We start from the raw sequence: 16699 nt of genomic DNA on the forward strand, positions 1-16699 counted from the left end.
CCCGCGGAGCGGGTACCTCAGCGCTGCGCGCTGAGGACAGACGCGCTCCCGCTGCGCGGGAGCGGGCCCCTTCGGGGCCTGCCCTGCGCTCCGCTCCGGGCGCCGGACGCTGTCCGGCCGCTCGGCTTCGCCGAGCTGGTGCCGGCCCTTCGGGCCGGGGGCCAGGCCTTCGGCCTGGCCCTGCTGGAGGTCCGCTCCGCTCCCCTCCAGCTGACCCCGTTTCACGGGGTCCCGGGCCTACGGCCCGTGGGTGTCCGCTCCGCAGTCCAGCCGGCAGTAGCAAAAGCGCGTCCGGGGCGGGGGTGTACGCCTCACGGGTGACGTCTCGGACTACCGCGCATCCGAAGACGCCACCCCAGGGGAAGCCGACTTCGAGCCGGGACACCGGCCACCAACGATCGCAAGGGAACACCATGCGACTGCGCCACACCGTCATCGCCTCCACCAGCGCCCTCCTGCTGGCCCTGACTGCGGCAAACCCCGCCCAGGCCGCCACCGGCGACTTCGAGTACCGCGGCAGCCTCGGATTCATCCGCACCCTCACCGACCCCGCAAGCCGGGAGTGCATCAACCTCCCCAACACCACCCAGCTCACCCCAGGATCGTCGCCCTTCAACAAGACCCTCTCCACCGCGACCGTCTTCCTCGACTACGACTGCGACGGCGACACCTACTACGTCCTCATCCCCGGCCAGAAACTCGGATTCAACGTCAAGATCCGCTCCGTCATCTTCAACTGACCCACACACCAGCCCCTGCCCGGACAGCTCCCACCACCCGGGCAGGGGCTCATCCATGCAACGTCCAGGCAGACTCTGCACTTCCGACAGACCGCACGGACTCCCCCCGCTCCGCAGGCCGGGCCATCAGGAGGGCCGCCAAGGGTCTCGGCCCCTCAACCAGCCTGACCGGCGGGACCACCCGAACGAGCGGAGCGTCGCGCGAACCTGCCCGCGCGGGCCATCCCGACGCGGTACAGTCGCCATACATCAGCTGATATAGCTGTGTAGCATCACGCCAACTAGGGCACCACCTGACTGGGTCATTTCACCTCTACGGATTCCCTTTCCTGTCTACGAGTGAATTCGGATGCTGTGTACCATCCCGCGAAACCCGGCATTACCCCTGCTGAACCATCATGAATTCATCTACCTGATGGAGAAACCCAGTGCATGACACCGAGTCCATCACTCTCCGTCCGCACCAGGAGGAGGCGGTGGAGGCGATCGTCCGGGGGCTTGAACTCCGGCCGGGGAAACGGATTCCCAAGGCAGGATTGCGGGCCACGGTGGTGGCCGCATGTGGGACCGGGAAAACCTTTATGGCCGCGGCGGCCGCGCTCCGGCTGGCCCGGCACGGCCGGGTCCTGGTCCTGCTCCCCACCCTGGACCTGCTGACCCAGACCGCCGGAGCCTGGCGGAGTGCCGGCCATACCGGGCCGGCCGTGGCCGTTTGCTCGCTGGACGACAACGCCCAGCTGTACGGGCTGAACGTGCCGACCACGACGTCCGCCCCGCAGCTGGGACTGTGGCACGGCCAGGGTCCGGTGACCGTCTACGCCACCTACGCCTCCCTGCCCGTCATCGCCGAAGCCCATCGGGGGGAGTACGGGATCCCCATGGCTCCGTTCGACTTGGTGGTGGTCGACGAAGCCCACCGCACGTCCGGATCCGCCGGGAAGGCCTGGGGGGACGTGCACCGGCAGGCGATCATCCCAGCCGCCCGCCGGCTCTACATGACTGCCACTCCGCGTATCTGGGCGGAGCGGCCGCCTCGGACCCGGGCCGAGCAGCAGGCCGAGGCCGAGAAGCGGCGTGTGGAGGAGGCGGCACGGAAGCTGAAGGCTCAAGAGGGGGGTCAGCCGTACGTGCCGCTGCGCCGGGTGGATCCGCTTCCCAAGGACATGGCCTGCTCCATGGACGACCCGAAGGTGTTCGGGCCGGTCGTCTACGAGCTGTCCCTGGCCGACGCCATCGCCCGGGGCCTGCTGGCCCGGTACCAGGTCGTCGTGGCCGAGCTAGTCGACCCGGTGGTGACTCCGAAGCGGCTCTACGGGCCCGACCGGTACGAGGAGAAGATCCGCGGGGAGCGGTTGGCCGCTGTCCAGACCGCGCTCCTGGAGACCATGGCCAGCCACGACCTGAAGACCACGATCACTTTCCACCATCGCACCGTGGAGGCGGAGGCCTTCGCCGAGGGCCTGCCCCGGGTCGCGAGCCGGCTGCACGCGGTCGACCCGGGACGGCACCCCGTCACGGTGTGGGCGGGATGGCTGCGCGGGGAGCACCAGGCCGAGCACCGGGCCGGCGTCATCGCCGACTTCGGCCGCCGGGCCGGGCGTGCTGTTCTCTCGAATTGCCGGGTGTTGGGGGAAGGCGTTGATATCCGGGCCGTGGACAGTGTGGCCCTGATCGACCCCAAGGGGTCCGCCGTGGACATCGTCCAGGCCATTGGTCGGGCGCTGCGCCAGAAGCCTGGTCAGGGGAAGATGGCTACCTTGATCGTGCCGATTTTCCTGAAGCAGGAGGAGGCACCGGAGGATATTATCACGTCGAAGTCGTATGGGCCGCTTGTGCGGGTTTTGAATGGGCTTCGGGCGCATGATGAGCGCGCTGTCGAATTGTTGGCTATTCCGCAAGAGCCGCAGAAGCGGTTTATTCAGACGTCGCCCATGCTAGGGGAAGCTCCCGCCGAGGGGGAGGCGGAGGCCCGGCTGTTGCTGCGGTTCGCAGCCCCCCGGGACCCCGCGCTGATCGCGAAGTGGATCGCCTACGCCGTGTTCAACACCGAGCGGGAGGACTGGAAACGCGGAGTCGAGGCCGCGTTCCGGTACCGGGAGCGGGAGCAGCACCTGGAGGTCCCCTACGGGCACACCGAGGGCGCCTACCCGCTGGGGCGGTGGCTGTCCGACCAGCGGCAGGCCTTCCGCGCCGGAACCATGACCGGGGAACGGGCCGCCGAGCTGGAGGGGCTGGGGATCGTGTGGGACACCGCCGATGCCGCCTTCGCCGAGAACCTCGCCGCCGCCCGCGCCTACTACGAGCTGCACGGCACCCTGGCCGCAACCCGGCACGCCACCGCCCTGGACCGGCCCGTGGGCCAGTGGCTGACCAACCTCCGGCGCCCCGGCGGGCTGGGCAAGGATCCCGGGCGGGCGGGCCGGAGGGAGGCCGCGCTGGCCGCCATCGACCCGGACTGGAACCCCGGGGCGCTGGGGTGGACCGTCGACTGGCAGCGCCACTACTCCTACCTCGCGCAGATGTTCGCTGAAGGAGTGCGGCTGGCCGCGGTCCGGCCGGGGGTGACCCGCCACGGGGAGGACATCGGCCGGTGGCTGGCCACCCAGCGCCAGACCTTCGGCCGGCTGACCGAGGAGCAGCAGCGGCGCCTTGCCGAACTCGGGGTCAAGGCCGCCCCACAGCCTCGCCAGAGCGCCGCAGCGGCCGGGCGGGCAGCTGCGGGTGAGCGGGGCGGGAGTGCCTTCGACAAGGGCGTACAGGCCCTTGCCCAGTACCAGGAACGGGAGGGCGGGGGGCTCCCCGGCCGGAACCACGTCGAGGAACTCCCCGACGGACCCCACCGCACCGGGGTGTGGATCGTCAACCAGAAGCAGCGCCGCGACCGGCTGACCGCCGAGCAGCTGGCCGCCCTCGCCGAACTCGGCGTCGAGTAGGCGCGGTAGGGCGGGGGGTCTGTTCGAGATTCTGGGGCCACGGCCGCTGGGGCCGAAGCGACTTTCGAGATCGACACAGGAACGACCGTAACGCCCCCGGTTAACCCTGGGGATGGACCCCAATGCCCTGCTATCCACGAGCGGAGTGTAATTACCCACAGGCGATCCCAAGCAGCGAAACGGGAGATCATGAGTGCGCTCGCCAGTGCACCTCGGTCTCACTACACGACATAGGACCGTCCCAAGCAACCCGCGCCTCGACTAGTAAGAGGAACGCTGATGAAGCTTTCAAAGCTGTCTAGAACCGCTATCGTCCTAGCGCTTCCGGCCACTCTACTCGCCTTCAATTCGACGCCGGCTTTCGCTATCGAACCACCATCAACAAAATGCGGATACTGGTCGGTACTTTATGGCGGTTACATCGAGCTCCGAACTTGCGCCAAGCGGACCTTCATGGGTGTCACCTGGGTTGAATCCATCACTGAAATTAAAAGCACCCTCCCCTATCCCATCTATTTCAACGTCCAGGTCATGCCCGTGGGTCATGTGCAAGGAACCACTTGGGTGGGATATGTAAACTCCAACAGTACGGTAACCAAGACCGGAGACCCTAAGACCACGCTGTGTACGCCAATAAACCAGCTGGTTTCTAAGCTGACCGTTGACGATCAATACGCCGAATGGGACTGGGATACGTACGACACAGCTGTTCTCTACGATCTGTGCACGTGATCAAAAATACGGGGCACCCAACCTGCAAATCTGCACCAAGGTGTCCCGGAAGATCGTCGTGACCTGTCACCACCCAAAGCGCGGCAGGCCTGTCACCGCAACAGCTCTCTGAGCCCATCATCAGTACAAACGACACTCCACAGTCATGGGTCGATTCCCGGGGCACCCACCCGGGTCCCGGTTCCCGCCGGGGACCGGTGCTGGCGTGGGATGTTGCGGTTCCGGCCGTCCACCGGATTCGGGAGCGACGAACAGGTCCTCTGGGGGGCTGGGCAGATGGGTGAACCGAGCCGGTTCGTGGCGATCGACGCGGCGGAGAGGCTTCCCGCCCGGGCGGTGCCGGCGTGTTCGACGAGGACGGCGTGGTGACGGCGGTCCTGCTGGTGGAGGTGCCGCCGCTGGAATGCGTCGGGGCGGACGACTCCTACGCGGGTGCCCTCACCCTGCTGGAGACGGCCGGCTTCGTGCACCTGGATGAGCCGGCCGGGAGGTGGGCTGGTGCCGGGGCCGGGTGGCGGGTGTCCTGTGCGCGGTCGGGGTCTGGTGGTGCACCAGTCGGGCGCGGGCCCGCGCGACGAAGGGACCCTCACTCTGGCCGGGCGGGAGGGCCGAGACTGGGTGCGGATGTGCGAGGAGGCGGGCCGGGTCCAGGTCGTGACCGGTCCCGGGATCCGGCTCGGCGAGGGTTCCAGCGAGGTGGATCTGGACGCCGTGCGGGTCCTCGACGTCGAGTTCGAGGTGGCCGCAGAAGGCGTCCAGGCTGGATGCAAAGCGCCAGCTCCGTGACAGCGCCCTACAAGCGCCGCGGCCGCCGGGCGCACCGGTGGGGGCGGGCGGGGCGGAAGCGCCTTCGACAAGGGCGTACAAGCCCTCACCCAGTACCAGCAGCGAGAGGGCGGAGACCTTCCCGGCCGGAACCACGTCGAGGAACTCCCCGACGGACCCCACCGCACCGGGGTGTGGATCGTCAACCAGAAGCAGCGCCGGGCCCGGCTGACCGCCGGCCAGCTGGCCGCGCTCGCCGAACTCGGGGTCGAGTGGGCCCGGTAGCGGTGCTGTATGAGATCCTGAAGTTTCGAGCACCTGAACAGCAGCTTTGTTGGCTGGGCCTTGTCGATGAGCGCCCGGGAGCGCTGTACTGGTAGCCGGACGGCTTTGGAGGAACACGGTGGTCACCGTGATCATCGCCCGCCGGACCAAGGACTCATTGCAGATGTGCGTGCGTCGTTGCCACCGCAGTCATCACGTAACTGCGGGGCAGGCACGACATTCGATCTTGACCACATGGACCTCAGCGGATGGCGCCCTCCGCTGCACGACCGTGCTAGTTGGTCCCGGTCGCTCCGGTCTTACGGATGATCTCCACCATGATGGCGCGAGCATGGTTGGCCACCGCTCGCAGGTGCTCACCGATGCTCTCTGCCGGCTGCTCGGCCTTGCGGCCGCACGGGGAGAGCGGATTCGATGCGAGTGCCAAAAACGAGACGAGGCCAATCACGAACGGAACAGCTTGGCTGATCAGGTCGAACACGGGTTTCCCCCAGGTCAGTTGGACGTCTGCTGAAGTGCCAGGCGCCTCGGCACGAACCCAGGATCAAGCTGGGTGAAACAAGAGCGCGAACGCCCTGTCGAGTCCCGCGGAGCGAACGGACCCAAATGCAAAGGCTAGGCAAAATATGACGGCAGGTCATCGAGGTTGCCGCCAGGCCCACTTCAGGAGCGGAAGACCCACCGCAGTCCACGGCCCCGTTCGGCAGTGCTCTCTACTACGGCGCACTCACCGGTGACCGGTGAGGTGGCCGCCGTGAAACTCACCGGCAGGTGGTGAGTTCGCCCTCGGGACCTCACCGGGAATCTCACCGGTGCAGGTCAGGGCACGTACACGGTCTGGATCTCGCCGATGGCCAGGCTGGTGGCGGACTGCCGGGTGGTGGTGACCGTGCCGGTCTGACCGGCGCCGGCCCACTCCACATCCCACGTCGTCGTGGCGGTGACCGGGAAGCGGCGGCTCGGTGAGTGGCCGCTGGTGCGGGTGTACTTGTGGCCGCAGTCCGGTGACATCTCCAGCCCGAACGCCTCCCGGTACGGGGTGCCGGGGCGGGTGCAGACGATGGTGGCGCCGTCGCCCATGGACCACACCACATGGCGGACCGTCGCGGTGGCGGTCACCGTGACCGACCCGGCCGAGGCGGACGCGGTCGCCGGCCCCGTCCGGGTGGGACCGGGCTTGTTCCACATGTAGACCGGCACGCCGACCGTCCCCAAGCCCTCCGGTCGGGGTGCAATACCGATGTCCGGGGCCTCCAGGCGCAGCCGCTCGACTGCTTGGCGGGCGAGGGCCTGGACGTCCACCCCGCCGCCCTGGGGGCCGGTGGGGGACCAGCGGACGCCGCCCTGGACGTCGCCGCCGCTGGGACACGTCACCAGATAGAGGCGGCCGCCCGGGTCACCGGGCTCCCAGCCGTCCGGCGCACCGGTGTCGAAGCCCGGCGGGAGGGTGCCGTCGTAGGGGCGCCAGTAGCACTCGTCAGCCGGGTTGAACTTCCCCATCTCCGGCGTCGAGCACGGCACCGTCTCCCCGCCGATCCGGCACTCCGCCAGTCGCCCGCCACCGGGCTTCCCAGGGTTCTTGACGGGCTTGCCGGGGGCGGGGACGCCCGGGTCTTTGGCGTCGATGTCGCAGTTGAGGACCTTGGGCGGGCAGACCACGCCACCACCCGGACCGTCGGCGGCCGCCGGGACCTGGAGCATCGCCAGGAGCAGCGCGCCGATCCCGGCCGCGGCCGCCACCCGGGTGGTGGTCAGCATGTGCGGTCCCGGTCAATGTCCGATGTCAGGAACTGTCAGGCGCCGTCCTTCCCCTGGGCCGCGGTCATCGTGACCACGTGCCGGCGGGAGCCGGAGTAGGGGACGGTCGTGCCATCCGCGCGCAGGGTCTCGTAGGCGTGGAGTCCGCGCAGTCCACCACCGTGGCCTCCAGCGGATCCGAGCCGTCCTCCACCGACACCACCGGGGTGCGGGCGACCGTGCCGCGCGTACGGAGCTTCTTCTGCTGGTACCAGAACAGCGTGGACTGGATGTCCGTCAACGCCGTGTGCGTGGCCCAGCGGCCCACCTCAGGGTCCAGACGGCCCGTGGCGTAGGAGCGCTCCTCCGCCGCCGTCAACGCCCGGTACGCGGCCAGCACGGCCCCCTTCTCCGCCGCCTGCGGGTCCACCCGGGAGGGGACCGGCGAGGACACCACCAGTTCCGACGTAGACGGCTCCGCCTCCGGCTTCCCGTTCGACGACCCGCCGCACCCGGCCAGCAGACCCGCCACCACCCCGACCCCTACAACTCGCCGCCACCACACCCCAGTCCGCACCCGACCGACCGTCCTCCCGCACCGTGATCAACACTCACGCCACGCTAACGACCGGCCATCCCAGGGCCACCACGGTTTCCAGCCGAACCCCGGCTCACCGCAACCCCCTGCAACCTCACCCCTACCCCCCTCCTACCTATAAGTCTGGAAACTCACCGGCAGGAAAAGGGGGGTTGAGCAGGGACAATGCCGACTGCTCTCCGAAGTCGTTTCCCCCTCAGCTTCCCCTCCAGTTTCCCCCCCAGGGGCTGGCCCCGTCAGAGCTCGATCTCTAGGTAGTCGATGTCGGTGAACTCCACCACCAGGTCGTCGGCGCGGCGGCCGCCGTCGCGGAAGTAGACGTCCTGGAGGCCCTCGGCGGCGATCCGCCGGAGGTCCGCCTCGGAGGCGCCGGCGTCCTGGGCGGACAGCAGCCGGCCCGCGTGCTCGGGCGGGAGGTGCTGGGTGATCCGCCGCATCCGGCCGTCGTCCGTCGACCCCGGAGCCGCGGTGAACCCGAACCGGGCCCGGGTCTCGATCACCAGCCCGGACTGCCCGGCGGCCCGCTGCCGGGCCGTTTGCGGACGTGGGGCTGCCACCGGCGGCGGACCTCCCGCTCCATCCGCTGCGCCACCTGCCGGGTCGAGCCGGCGTGCTGCCAGATAGCGCACCCGGGCGCCGGCGGACTTCGGGATCGGGCGGGTGAATGCCTGCTGCCCGGCCCGGTCGAGGCTGTCGCCGATGACGCCCATCCGTCTCCCCCTGTTCCGGCGCCGTGAATGGCGCCCCATCGTCGCCCACAGGGCTGGTCGGGTGTTGTCGGGGTTCACAGGTCCGGCTTGGCCGGCCACGCGGCGGAGGAGGGCCAGGGCACGCGGAGGTGCGGGCGTGCGCGGCTGGGTACTCAGGGTTCGGCTTCCCGGGCCGGGGCAACTCGCGTTTCTGTCGTGATGTTTCAGCTCCCCAGCCGAGCCGCCCCCGGTTCCGGGTTCCAGACCCCGGTACTCCCGGGGCCCGGAACACGCCGTGCAGGCACGCTCGGCTCGACCGCCCAGGGAACCCACTCCGTTCGGCTCGGACGGTCACGGACACGGAACCAAGGCCGGGGCAGCGCCCGGTACCCGACCGTGCGGGTCCATATGATTCTGGGCTCCGTTGCCGTCGATTCTCCGGGGGCCGTGAAGTAGTCCCCTATCCGGCGTCGGTCTCCACCGTTTCTGGGTCTTCCCACACGGTGGCTTGCGCCAGGATCCGGTTGTTCCTGTTGGATACTGCGGGAAGGGACCTTGTGACGGTGAGATAGACGATTCGGTTCTGGTTCGTGTTAAAGCAGAAGCTTTCACCGGACCGGGCGGCGATGTCGTCGTTGCCGAGTTCACGTTTCATCAGGGCCACGCAGTTCTCATAGGATTTCTTGAATCCTGCGGGGGTTTTGACCATTTTCCAATCGTCTAGTGTGCGGCTGAGTACGACGCCCGTCCCTTCGCTCCTGAGCGTCTCCAGGTCTTCCTTCGTTCCCGAGGTGCCGGTTTCGTCCGGTGGTTTCAGATCGAAATCGATAGCTCGATTCCCGTATCCGACATAGACCTCGGGGACTGTCTGGTAGACGAATACCTTCTTCTCTGGGAGTTCCGCGGTCGGGGTGGGTGTGGGTGTCGGGGACGGGGTGGTTTTCGGTGTGTCCTGGGTGGGGGGCGGTACGGGCGGCGGCGTGCTGGCGGGAGGTGAGACCGCCTGCGTCCTGGCACCGTCCTTGGCGGTGTCGGGTTGGTCGGAGTCGTCGGGGGCGAACTTGAAGATGGCCAGGCCCCCGAGGAGGACGACGACGGCTCCGCCGACGATCAGGTAGCGCCAGGACGGCGGTGCCGGGGGCGGCTGCGGGGCTGGTGACGGGGTTTGGACCCCTCCAAAGGGCGGCCTCGTGGCGACCGTCCCGGGCCGCGGGGACGGGGGCGGCTCCTCCGGGTCGGGGATCCGCGCCAAGCGCGCCGCTGCCTCGTTGCGGGCGGCGGTCAGTTCGGGAAGCGCCGCGTTCAGTTGCCCCAGCTTTCCGAGGTTGTCGCTGAGGCGGCCTTCGGGGATGGGGGTTCCCTTGCTCTGCAGATCGAGCAGGGTCTCGTTTTCCGTCTCGATGCGCTGGATGCGCTCGCTGGCATCGCGCAGGGCGTGTTCGGCCAGGAATGCCTCCAGTACGCCCTTGGCGTGGCTGCTGCTCAGCCTGCCGTTCTTCGTCGTGGACGCCCGGACCAGCAGGTTCAACAGGTCCTCGTACATCGTGAGGGTGTCCTCGATGGCGGTCGGACTCACCTCAAGGCTGCTTTTTGAGCGCCGTACTTCTTCGAGGAGGAGGAAGACGTAGGGGTGCTTGGGCGTACGACTCGGCCGATGGGGGTTCTCGTTCTCGTAGCCGGCGATGGTCGACTGGTCCAGCCCCGCTTTCTCTCCTAACTGGACCCTGGTTAATCCCAGAGCCTCACGCAGGGATCTCAGCCGCCTTCCGAAGGCGTACCGCCCCTCCTTCACTTCCTGTGGATCGGGCCCGGTGGAAGGAAGCTCGCCAGGACTCAACTTTGGACACCGCCAAAAATGTGCGGGGAGAACCCAAAATAGCCGTCCCCCCGGATTCGGACTTCTTCTAATTGAATTCCCAGGAGCAGACTTCCTAGTGCAGACCGGGCCGCATTGCGGATCCGGCCGGATATCCATCCGGATATCCGTACGCATACACCTGGGGCCCCGGGCGCGTAGGAACTCATCGCGAGTTGGGAAAACATGATGATTATGCACCTGGGTGGCGTGGTCGGGTGGGCAGTAGCGGAAGAGAAGGCGGCCGACGCCGTGGTCGTCCCCTCCACATCGCTGATCCTGATCGGCGTGGTCCTGGCCCTGCTGGCGGGCCTCGGCGCCGGGGTGCTGCACCGGGGCGACCACGCCCCGGTGGTGCCGCCTCTGGCATCCGTGCCCCACAGCATCTCCGCGGCCGTCATCCGCGGTTTCAACACCGCGATCGCCTCCGCCGCCCCCATCGTGGCCGCGCTCATCGCCGGCAACCACGAGCACACCGTCCTGGTAATGCTCCTGGCGGCCGTCGCCGGCGTTTCCTACGGGCTCGTCCACCGAGCCGACGACTTCACGGTTCGCGCCGCGATCTGGCACGGCTGGACCGGATTCCTGGCCGTGGCCACCGTCGGCCAGGCCCTCACGATGGCCCTCGCCCTCGCCTGACCCACCTCACCCTCCTCCGCAGCGCCTGGCCCCGGGACCCGGTCAGGCGCTGCGGGGCTTACGCCGGGGCACGGCCTTCTTCGCGGCGGTCTTCTTCCCCGGGTTCTTCTTCGCGGCCGTCGTGCGGGGGCTGGCCGCGTGCAGCCGGGCGGCTTCGTGAGCCGGTACGGGGGCTTCCTCGCTTGTGTAGGCGGACAGCAGGAGATCGCCCCGAGGGCAGCGCAGCGTGGCAGATCCGACCGGCACGGCCCCTTGGCGGAGGGCAAGCTTGTCCGCCGGCGAGCCGGGCCGGAGCAGGGCGGCGTCAAGGCATTCCGAGCATGCGGCGCGCGGTCGTTCGATGCGGGGCGGTCGGGTGGCGGCGATGCCTCAGAGGACGGCGGGTGCCGGTGTCGTAGCGGGGCCGACCGTGGGAGGGGGTTCCTCTTCGCGTACGCCCTCAGCGTCGGCATGATCTTCGGGCTGGTGGTGCTCGTCGGCGGCATGGAGAGAGGGGCGCCGCTGATGGTCTGGCTGAACCCGCTCACCAAGGTCCTCGTCTACAGCCGGCTGTGGCAACGGAGCAGCGCCCGGGGAGAGAGGTCTCTCCCCGGGCGCTGCTCCGCGTTGCGGGTGGTGCGGGCGTCAGTCGTTGACGCAGGTGTTGCCGAAGGCCGGGTTCAGCAGGGCGATCACGTTGACGGTGTTGCCGCAGACGTTGACCGGGACGTGGACGGGGACCTGGAGGAGGTTGCCCGACAGGACGCCCGGGGAACCGATCGCCGCGCCCTCGGCGCCCGCGTCGGCGGAGGCGATGCCGGCGCCGCCGAGGATCACGGCACCGGTGGCGGTGAGGACGGCCAGGGTCTTCTTCACGGGGTCTCCTTCAGGAATCTCGACCGGGGCGGGTACGCGCCGGTACTTGCTCCCTTCAACCTGCCGATGCACGGTGTGGACACGGTGGTGTACCCGTTCGGGTGCCCTCGTGGGCGGGGGCGGGGTGGGGTCAGCCGATCTGGCGGTACTTCTCCCAGCCCTTGTCCAGGTAGGCGCGTCCCTGGAAGGTCTTGGTGCCGCCGTTGCCGGTGGCGCGGTAGAGCCACATGCCGCCCTGCGCGTCGCGGGCGATCAGGTCGGCGCGGCCGTCGCCGTTGAGGTCGCCGGCCACCGAGAGGTTGTTGTACATCGACCAGCCGGTGCCGATCAGGGCGCGGCCGGTGAAGGGGGCGGAGGCGTTGCCCGTACCGGTGTAGAGGTAGAGCTTGCCGTCGGTGCCGGTGGCGACCAGGTCGGCGCGGCCGTCACCGGTGAAGTCGCCGCCGACCAGCTTGGTGTAGGCGTTCCAGCCGGTGCCGGTCCTGATCGGGGCGTGGAAGCCGTAGCCGTCGCCCTTGCCCGGGAGGACGTACAGGGTGCCGGTGGTGTCGCGGCGGAGGAGGTCGCCGCGGCCGTCGCCGGTGAGGTCGCCGGGTCCGGTCAGGTAGGAGGTGCCGGCGAGGGGGGTCTTGATCCACTGGTCCCTGATGGTGTTGAACAGGGTTCCGGCGGCGGGCCGCCACTTGAGCATGTGCGCCCAGTTGATCTTGTCGAGGCCGGTGGTGTTGACCAGGGTCTCGTCGGCGGCCCAGGACGTCTTGTCGAAGCGCGCGGACTGGAGCCTTCCGTCGGTGCGGGCGGAGATCTGGAAGTGGGTGCCCGCGTTGTCGATGACGGCCAGGCTGTGCTTGCCGTAGACCGGGGTGACGCCGGAGTTGATGATCAGCTCGTCGTTCAGCCAGCCGCTGCCGCCCTTGCCGGGTGCGGCGAACCTGCCGTTGCCGAGCGAGCTGTAGTACGCCATGTAGCCGTCGGGCTTGATGGCCAGCAGGTCGGCGCGGCCGTCGCCGTCGCCGTCGTCGATGCCGATGACCTTGCTGTAGACGTTCCAGCCGGCGCCGACCTTGATGCGGCCCTTGAAGGGGGCGGAGGCGGTTCCGGTGCCCTTGTAGTAGTACAGGGTGCCGTCGAGGGTCTTGGCGAGGAGGTCGCCGTGGCCGTCGGCGTCGAAGTCGCCGCCGATGAGCTGGTCGTAGATGCCCCAGCCGCTGCCGACCTTGATCCGGCCCGCGAGGGGGTTGCCGGAGGCCGAGCCGGTGGTGCGGTAGAGGTAGAGGTCGCCGGAGGGGGTGCGGGCGAGGAGGTCCGCGCGGCCGTCCTTGGTGAGGTCGGCGGTGGAGACCAGCTTGTTGTAGATCTGCCAGCCGGTGCCGGTCCAGGTCGGGGCCTGGGTGCCGGTGCGGGTGCCGCCGTGCAGGGACAGCCGGCCGTCGAAGGACCACTGGAGGAGCTCGGGGCCGGAGCCGCCTCGGATGTTGCCGAGGGCGACGATGTCCCGGGAGGTCTCCTTGGTGTCGTCGAAGACGGTGAACTGGGTCGAGTCGCCGTCACCGCTGGTGAGGTTGGTGCCGCTCCAGCCGTTCTGGTCGCGGGAGACGATGTCGCTGTAGCCGTCGCCGTCGAGGTCCAGGCGCGGCTTCGCGGCCTTGAACGCGAAGGTGGACTTGGTGGCCGGGCCGGCGGACGGCTTCTGGGCGGTACGGGCCCGGAGGTCCACGGTGCCGGTGAAACCGGACGCGGCCGGGCGGGGCTCGGCCTTGTCGGCCGGGGCCGCGGCGGCCGGGGCGACGGTGAGCAGGGTTCCCGCCGAGAGGGCGAGGGCGGTGCAGGCAGCGAGGCGGCCGAGGCGCTGGGAGCGCGGAGAAGACAAGAGGTCCCCCTGGAACAAGTGGAACCGGGGTAGGAGGGGTCGCACGTGCCTGGTCGCGCGGAATGCCGCAGCGGACGTGGTGGTGGACCTGCCGGATCCCCCCGGGAATGTGTTCGAAGGGTACCGGTGGGGCTGTTGGGGAAGAAGTGGTTTTCTGTACAACCTTTGGCTGAGCTGGGAGTCCGTCCGGCCCGTGGGCCGGCCCGGTGGCTCCGCCACCGGCGTCGGCGGCGTGGGCCGTCGGTCGGCGCGTGGTGGCGGAGCCGAAGGTGCCCGCGGGAGGGCCGGGTACCCGCGGGCGGATCGGGGGTGCCGCTGGTCTACGCGGCGGTGGGGGTGCCGCTGCCCTGGGTCTGCCAGCTGCGGGGGGTGGGGGATTCGGGCAGGCGCCAGGAGGCGGTGGGCGGGGTGCTCGGTACGGCGGTGAGGTGGGCCTGGTGGGTGGCTTCCTCCGGCCGGCGCTGGGCGAGGGAGCAGAGGAGGGCGGTGACCGCGGCCAGTTCCTCCTCGTTGGGGCGGCCTCGGCCTATGCGGAACTCCAGAGTGGACATGGGTGGGGCCTCCGGGGGTTGCTGAGGTCGTCGCTACTGGGGCTGGTTGCCGTGTTTGCGGGACGGCAGGTCGGCGTGTTTGGTGCGGAGCATCGCGAGGGAGGTGATGAGGACCTCGCGGGTTTCGGCGGGGTCGATGACGTCGTCGACGAGGCCGCGTTCGGCCGCGTAGTACGGGTGCATCAGCTCCGTCTTGTACTCCTTGATCTTCTGCGCGCGCATGGCCTCGGGGTCTTCGGCGTCGGCGATCTGGCGGCGGAAGATGACGTTGGCGGCGCCTTCGGCGCCCATCACGGCGATCTCGTTGGTGGGCCAGGCGTAGGTGAGGTCGGCGCCGATGGACTGGGAGTCCATGACGATGTAGGCGCCGCCGTAGGCCTTGCGCAGGACCAGGGAGATGCGGGGAACGGTGGCGTTGCAGTAGGCGTACAGGAGTTTGGCGCCGTGTCGGATGATGCCGTTGTGCTCCTGGTCGACTCCCGGGAGGAAGCCGGGGACATCGACGAGGGTGATGATCGGGATGTTGAAGGCGTCGCAGAGCTGGACGAACCGGGCCGCCTTCTCGGAGGCGTGGATGTCCAGGACGCCGGCGTAGCTGGCGGGCTGGTTGGCGACGACTCCGATGACCTGCCCGTCGAGCCGGGTCAGGGCACAGATGATGTTGGTGGCCCAGCGTTCGTGGATTTCGAGGTAGTCGCCGTCGTCGACGAGTTCGGCGATGACCTTCCGCATGTCGTAGGCCTGGTTGCCGTCGGCGGGCACCAGGTCGAGGAAGACCTGGCCGTCGTGACTGCCCGGGGCCGGGGGCTCCGCCGGGGGCGGGGTCTCCCGGTTGTTGGCGGGGAGGAGGGAGAGGAGGTAGCGGACCTCGGCGATGCAGGTCTCCTCGTCGTCGTACGCGAAGTGCGCGACGCCGGAGGTCTCGGCGTGGACGTCGGCGCCGCCCAGCCCGTTCTGGGTGATCTTCTCGCCGGTGACCGCCTGGACGACGTCCGGGCCGGTGATGAACATCTGCGAGGTGTCCCGGACCATGAAGATGAAGTCCGTGAGGGCGGGGCTGTAGGCGGCACCGCCGGCGCAGGGGCCGAGCATGACCGAGATCTGCGGGATCACGCCGGAGGCCTTGGTGTTGCGCTGGAAGATGCCGCCGTAGCCGGCGAGCGCCGAGACGCCTTCCTGGATCCGTGCGCCGGCGCCGTCGTTGAGGGACACGAGGGGGGCGCCGGCGGCGATGGCCATGTCCATGATTTTGTGGATCTTGGTGGCGTGGGCCTCGCCGAGGGCGCCGCCGAAGATCCGGAAGTCATGGGCGTAGACGAAGACGGTACGGCCGTCGACCCTTCCCCAACCCGTCACCACACCATCGGTGTAGGGCTTCTTCTCCTCCAGGCCGAAGCCGGTCGCCCGATGGCGGCGCAGCTGCTCGACCTCGTGGAAGGAGTCCTCGTCGAGGAGGAGCGCGATGCGCTCGCGGGCGGTCAGCTTGCCCTTGGCGTGCTGGGCCTGGGTCGCCTTCTCGCTCGGACCGGAGCGCGCCTGTTCGTGCGCGACTGCCAGTTCCGCGACCTGGACTCTCATGGGTTCCCTCGCAGATCGATAGCGGATCTCACCGGACGGGTGGAGTGGGGTGGAGTGGGGTGGGGTGGTGGAACGGTGGGCGGTCCCGGTTAGTTGTTGAGCTTCTTCAGGCCGGAGATCTGGAGCACGGCGAACAGGCCGACGGTGGCGGCCTGCATCAGGGTCCAGACGGTGCCGACGGTGTTGGTGTCGAGCCAGCCGAAGATGGCGGTGGCGATGCTGGCGACCGTCCAGAGGAGGTTGGCCTCGATGATCACCTTGGTGGCGGTGGAGTTCGGGACCGGACGGGCGGCGGCCAGGCCGACGAGGATGCCGAAGACCGTGAGGAAGGCGCCGATGCCGCGGAGCAGGCCGGTGGAGACGCCGAGCAGGTCGCCGACGGGGCCGGCGGCCACGAGGTAGATCAGACCGTTGACGCCGGTGACGACCGCGTCGAGGGCGAGGAAGAGGCGCAGGGGGCGGGCCGCGGCCGTACCGGCGGTGGCCCGGCTCTGGGTGGCGCGCGCGGGAGCGGTGTGGCTCGTGGTCATGGGAGCTCTCCTGATGGGTGGGTGGAGCGGTCGGTCGATCGGGGCCGATCGGGGTGGGTCTGTGTGTGTGGGGGGGGGGTGGAGCGGCGTGGGCATGGCGGTTCGGGGACGCGGAATGCCGTGGTGACACCCGGGCCGTGGGGTGGCGGCACGGGTATGGGACCGGTCCCCCGGGGCGGGGAAGAGGGGATCCCGGGGGATGCGGGTACGGCGGTGTGGGCTGTGTGACCTGTGTGACCTGTGTGGGCTGTGTGGGGGTGGCTGTGCGAGAGCGGGTACGGGCGATGATGCTGACTGCGGTTCCAGCCTCGCAGCGGGCACTGACCGGGGACTGACGCCCTG

Annotated in this window: 16 protein-coding genes and 1 pseudogene; 5 read left to right on the top strand and 12 right to left on the bottom strand. The window is 69.2% G+C overall.

Annotation, left to right across the window (positions count from 1 at the left end):
- Nucleotides 1–225 (bottom strand): hypothetical protein (locus ACZ50K_RS33565; protein ID WP_468910320.1); only part of this gene is annotated, 225 nt, incomplete at its 3' end.
- Between the two features lie 188 nt (nucleotides 226–413).
- On the opposite strand from ACZ50K_RS33565, the gene ACZ50K_RS33570 reads away from it, so the two are divergent.
- The 4 genes from ACZ50K_RS33570 to ACZ50K_RS33585 all read left to right on the top strand — a co-directional run bounded on the left by ACZ50K_RS33570 (nucleotide 414) and on the right by ACZ50K_RS33585 (nucleotide 5191).
- The gene (locus ACZ50K_RS33570) at nucleotides 414–740 is read left to right on the top strand and encodes a hypothetical protein (protein WP_468910323.1); all 327 of its coding nucleotides are present in this window, start codon (nucleotides 414–416) and stop codon (nucleotides 738–740) included.
- A gap of 428 nt (nucleotides 741–1168) precedes the next feature.
- On the top strand, nucleotides 1169–3673 hold the full coding sequence (locus tag ACZ50K_RS33575) for a helicase associated domain-containing protein (RefSeq protein ID WP_468910325.1): 2505 nt from the start codon (nucleotides 1169–1171) through the stop codon (nucleotides 3671–3673).
- Nucleotides 3674–3952: 279 nt separating this feature from the next.
- Nucleotides 3953–4405, top strand: coding sequence for a hypothetical protein (locus tag ACZ50K_RS33580; protein WP_468910328.1), 453 nt, complete (start codon nucleotides 3953–3955; stop codon nucleotides 4403–4405).
- Between the two features lie 525 nt (nucleotides 4406–4930).
- Nucleotides 4931–5191, top strand: coding sequence for a hypothetical protein (locus tag ACZ50K_RS33585; protein ID WP_468910331.1), 261 nt, complete (start codon nucleotides 4931–4933; stop codon nucleotides 5189–5191).
- A gap of 538 nt (nucleotides 5192–5729) precedes the next feature.
- Here the strand turns inward: ACZ50K_RS33585 and ACZ50K_RS33590 are convergent.
- From ACZ50K_RS33590 to ACZ50K_RS33610, 5 genes and pseudogenes are all read right to left on the bottom strand, one after another.
- A complete protein-coding gene (locus ACZ50K_RS33590) occupies nucleotides 5730–5936 on the bottom strand; it encodes a hypothetical protein (protein WP_468910332.1) in 207 nt (68 codons plus the stop codon).
- Between the two features lie 338 nt (nucleotides 5937–6274).
- Complete coding sequence (locus ACZ50K_RS33595) at nucleotides 6275–7213, bottom strand: hypothetical protein (protein ID WP_468910335.1); 939 nt, start codon at nucleotides 7211–7213, stop codon at nucleotides 6275–6277.
- 64 nt (nucleotides 7214–7277) lie between these two features.
- On the bottom strand, nucleotides 7278–7646 hold the full coding sequence (locus ACZ50K_RS33600; RefSeq protein WP_468910337.1) for a hypothetical protein: 369 nt from the start codon (nucleotides 7644–7646) through the stop codon (nucleotides 7278–7280).
- 380 nt (nucleotides 7647–8026) lie between these two features.
- Nucleotides 8027–8500 (bottom strand): annotated as a pseudogene (gene tpg, locus ACZ50K_RS33605) (telomere-protecting terminal protein Tpg).
- 439 nt (nucleotides 8501–8939) lie between these two features.
- Nucleotides 8940–10271, bottom strand: coding sequence for a helix-turn-helix domain-containing protein (locus ACZ50K_RS33610; RefSeq protein ID WP_468910340.1), 1332 nt, complete (start codon nucleotides 10269–10271; stop codon nucleotides 8940–8942).
- Between the two features lie 258 nt (nucleotides 10272–10529).
- Between ACZ50K_RS33610 and ACZ50K_RS33615 the strand changes: the two genes are divergently transcribed.
- On the top strand, nucleotides 10530–10973 hold the full coding sequence (locus ACZ50K_RS33615; RefSeq protein WP_468910343.1) for a hypothetical protein: 444 nt from the start codon (nucleotides 10530–10532) through the stop codon (nucleotides 10971–10973).
- A 42-nt stretch (nucleotides 10974–11015) separates the two neighbouring features.
- On the opposite strand, the gene ACZ50K_RS33620 is transcribed toward ACZ50K_RS33615, so the two are convergent.
- The 6 genes from ACZ50K_RS33620 to ACZ50K_RS33645 all read right to left on the bottom strand — a co-directional run bounded on the left by ACZ50K_RS33620 (nucleotide 11016) and on the right by ACZ50K_RS33645 (nucleotide 16357).
- Nucleotides 11016–11219, bottom strand: coding sequence for a hypothetical protein (locus tag ACZ50K_RS33620; RefSeq protein WP_468910346.1), 204 nt, complete (start codon nucleotides 11217–11219; stop codon nucleotides 11016–11018).
- A 378-nt stretch (nucleotides 11220–11597) separates the two neighbouring features.
- The gene (locus ACZ50K_RS33625) at nucleotides 11598–11828 is read right to left on the bottom strand and encodes a chaplin (protein ID WP_468910349.1); all 231 of its coding nucleotides are present in this window, start codon (nucleotides 11826–11828) and stop codon (nucleotides 11598–11600) included.
- 130 nt (nucleotides 11829–11958) lie between these two features.
- Nucleotides 11959–13698 carry an FG-GAP-like repeat-containing protein gene (locus tag ACZ50K_RS33630; protein WP_468910351.1) on the bottom strand — a complete coding sequence of 580 codons (1740 nt, stop codon included), beginning with the start codon at nucleotides 13696–13698 and terminating at the stop codon, nucleotides 11959–11961.
- A 320-nt stretch (nucleotides 13699–14018) separates the two neighbouring features.
- A complete protein-coding gene (locus ACZ50K_RS33635) occupies nucleotides 14019–14249 on the bottom strand; it encodes an acyl-CoA carboxylase subunit epsilon (protein ID WP_468910354.1) in 231 nt (76 codons plus the stop codon).
- A 33-nt stretch (nucleotides 14250–14282) separates the two neighbouring features.
- On the bottom strand, nucleotides 14283–15827 hold the full coding sequence (locus tag ACZ50K_RS33640) for an acyl-CoA carboxylase subunit beta (protein WP_468910356.1): 1545 nt from the start codon (nucleotides 15825–15827) through the stop codon (nucleotides 14283–14285).
- A gap of 89 nt (nucleotides 15828–15916) precedes the next feature.
- On the bottom strand, nucleotides 15917–16357 hold the full coding sequence (locus tag ACZ50K_RS33645; RefSeq protein WP_468910358.1) for a hypothetical protein: 441 nt from the start codon (nucleotides 16355–16357) through the stop codon (nucleotides 15917–15919).
- Nucleotides 16358–16699 lie beyond the last annotated feature (342 nt).

The sequence above is a fragment of the Streptomyces sp. NPDC033845 genome (assembly GCF_055576225.1).

What these genes read in the sequence shown, in the direction of transcription:
- ACZ50K_RS33645 (WP_468910358.1), bottom strand. Translation starts at nt 16,357, where the DNA reads ATGACCACGAGCCACACCGCTCCCGCGCGCGCCACCCAGAGCCGGGCC.
- ACZ50K_RS33580 (WP_468910328.1), top strand. Translation starts at nt 3,953, where the DNA reads ATGAAGCTTTCAAAGCTGTCTAGAACCGCTATCGTCCTAGCGCTTCCG.
- ACZ50K_RS33570 (WP_468910323.1), top strand. Translation starts at nt 414, where the DNA reads ATGCGACTGCGCCACACCGTCATCGCCTCCACCAGCGCCCTCCTGCTG.
- ACZ50K_RS33635 (WP_468910354.1), bottom strand. Translation starts at nt 14,249, where the DNA reads ATGTCCACTCTGGAGTTCCGCATAGGCCGAGGCCGCCCCAACGAGGAG.
- ACZ50K_RS33595 (WP_468910335.1), bottom strand. Translation starts at nt 7,213, where the DNA reads ATGCTGACCACCACCCGGGTGGCGGCCGCGGCCGGGATCGGCGCGCTG.
- ACZ50K_RS33615 (WP_468910343.1), top strand. Translation starts at nt 10,530, where the DNA reads ATGCACCTGGGTGGCGTGGTCGGGTGGGCAGTAGCGGAAGAGAAGGCG.
- ACZ50K_RS33640 (WP_468910356.1), bottom strand. Translation starts at nt 15,827, where the DNA reads ATGAGAGTCCAGGTCGCGGAACTGGCAGTCGCGCACGAACAGGCGCGC.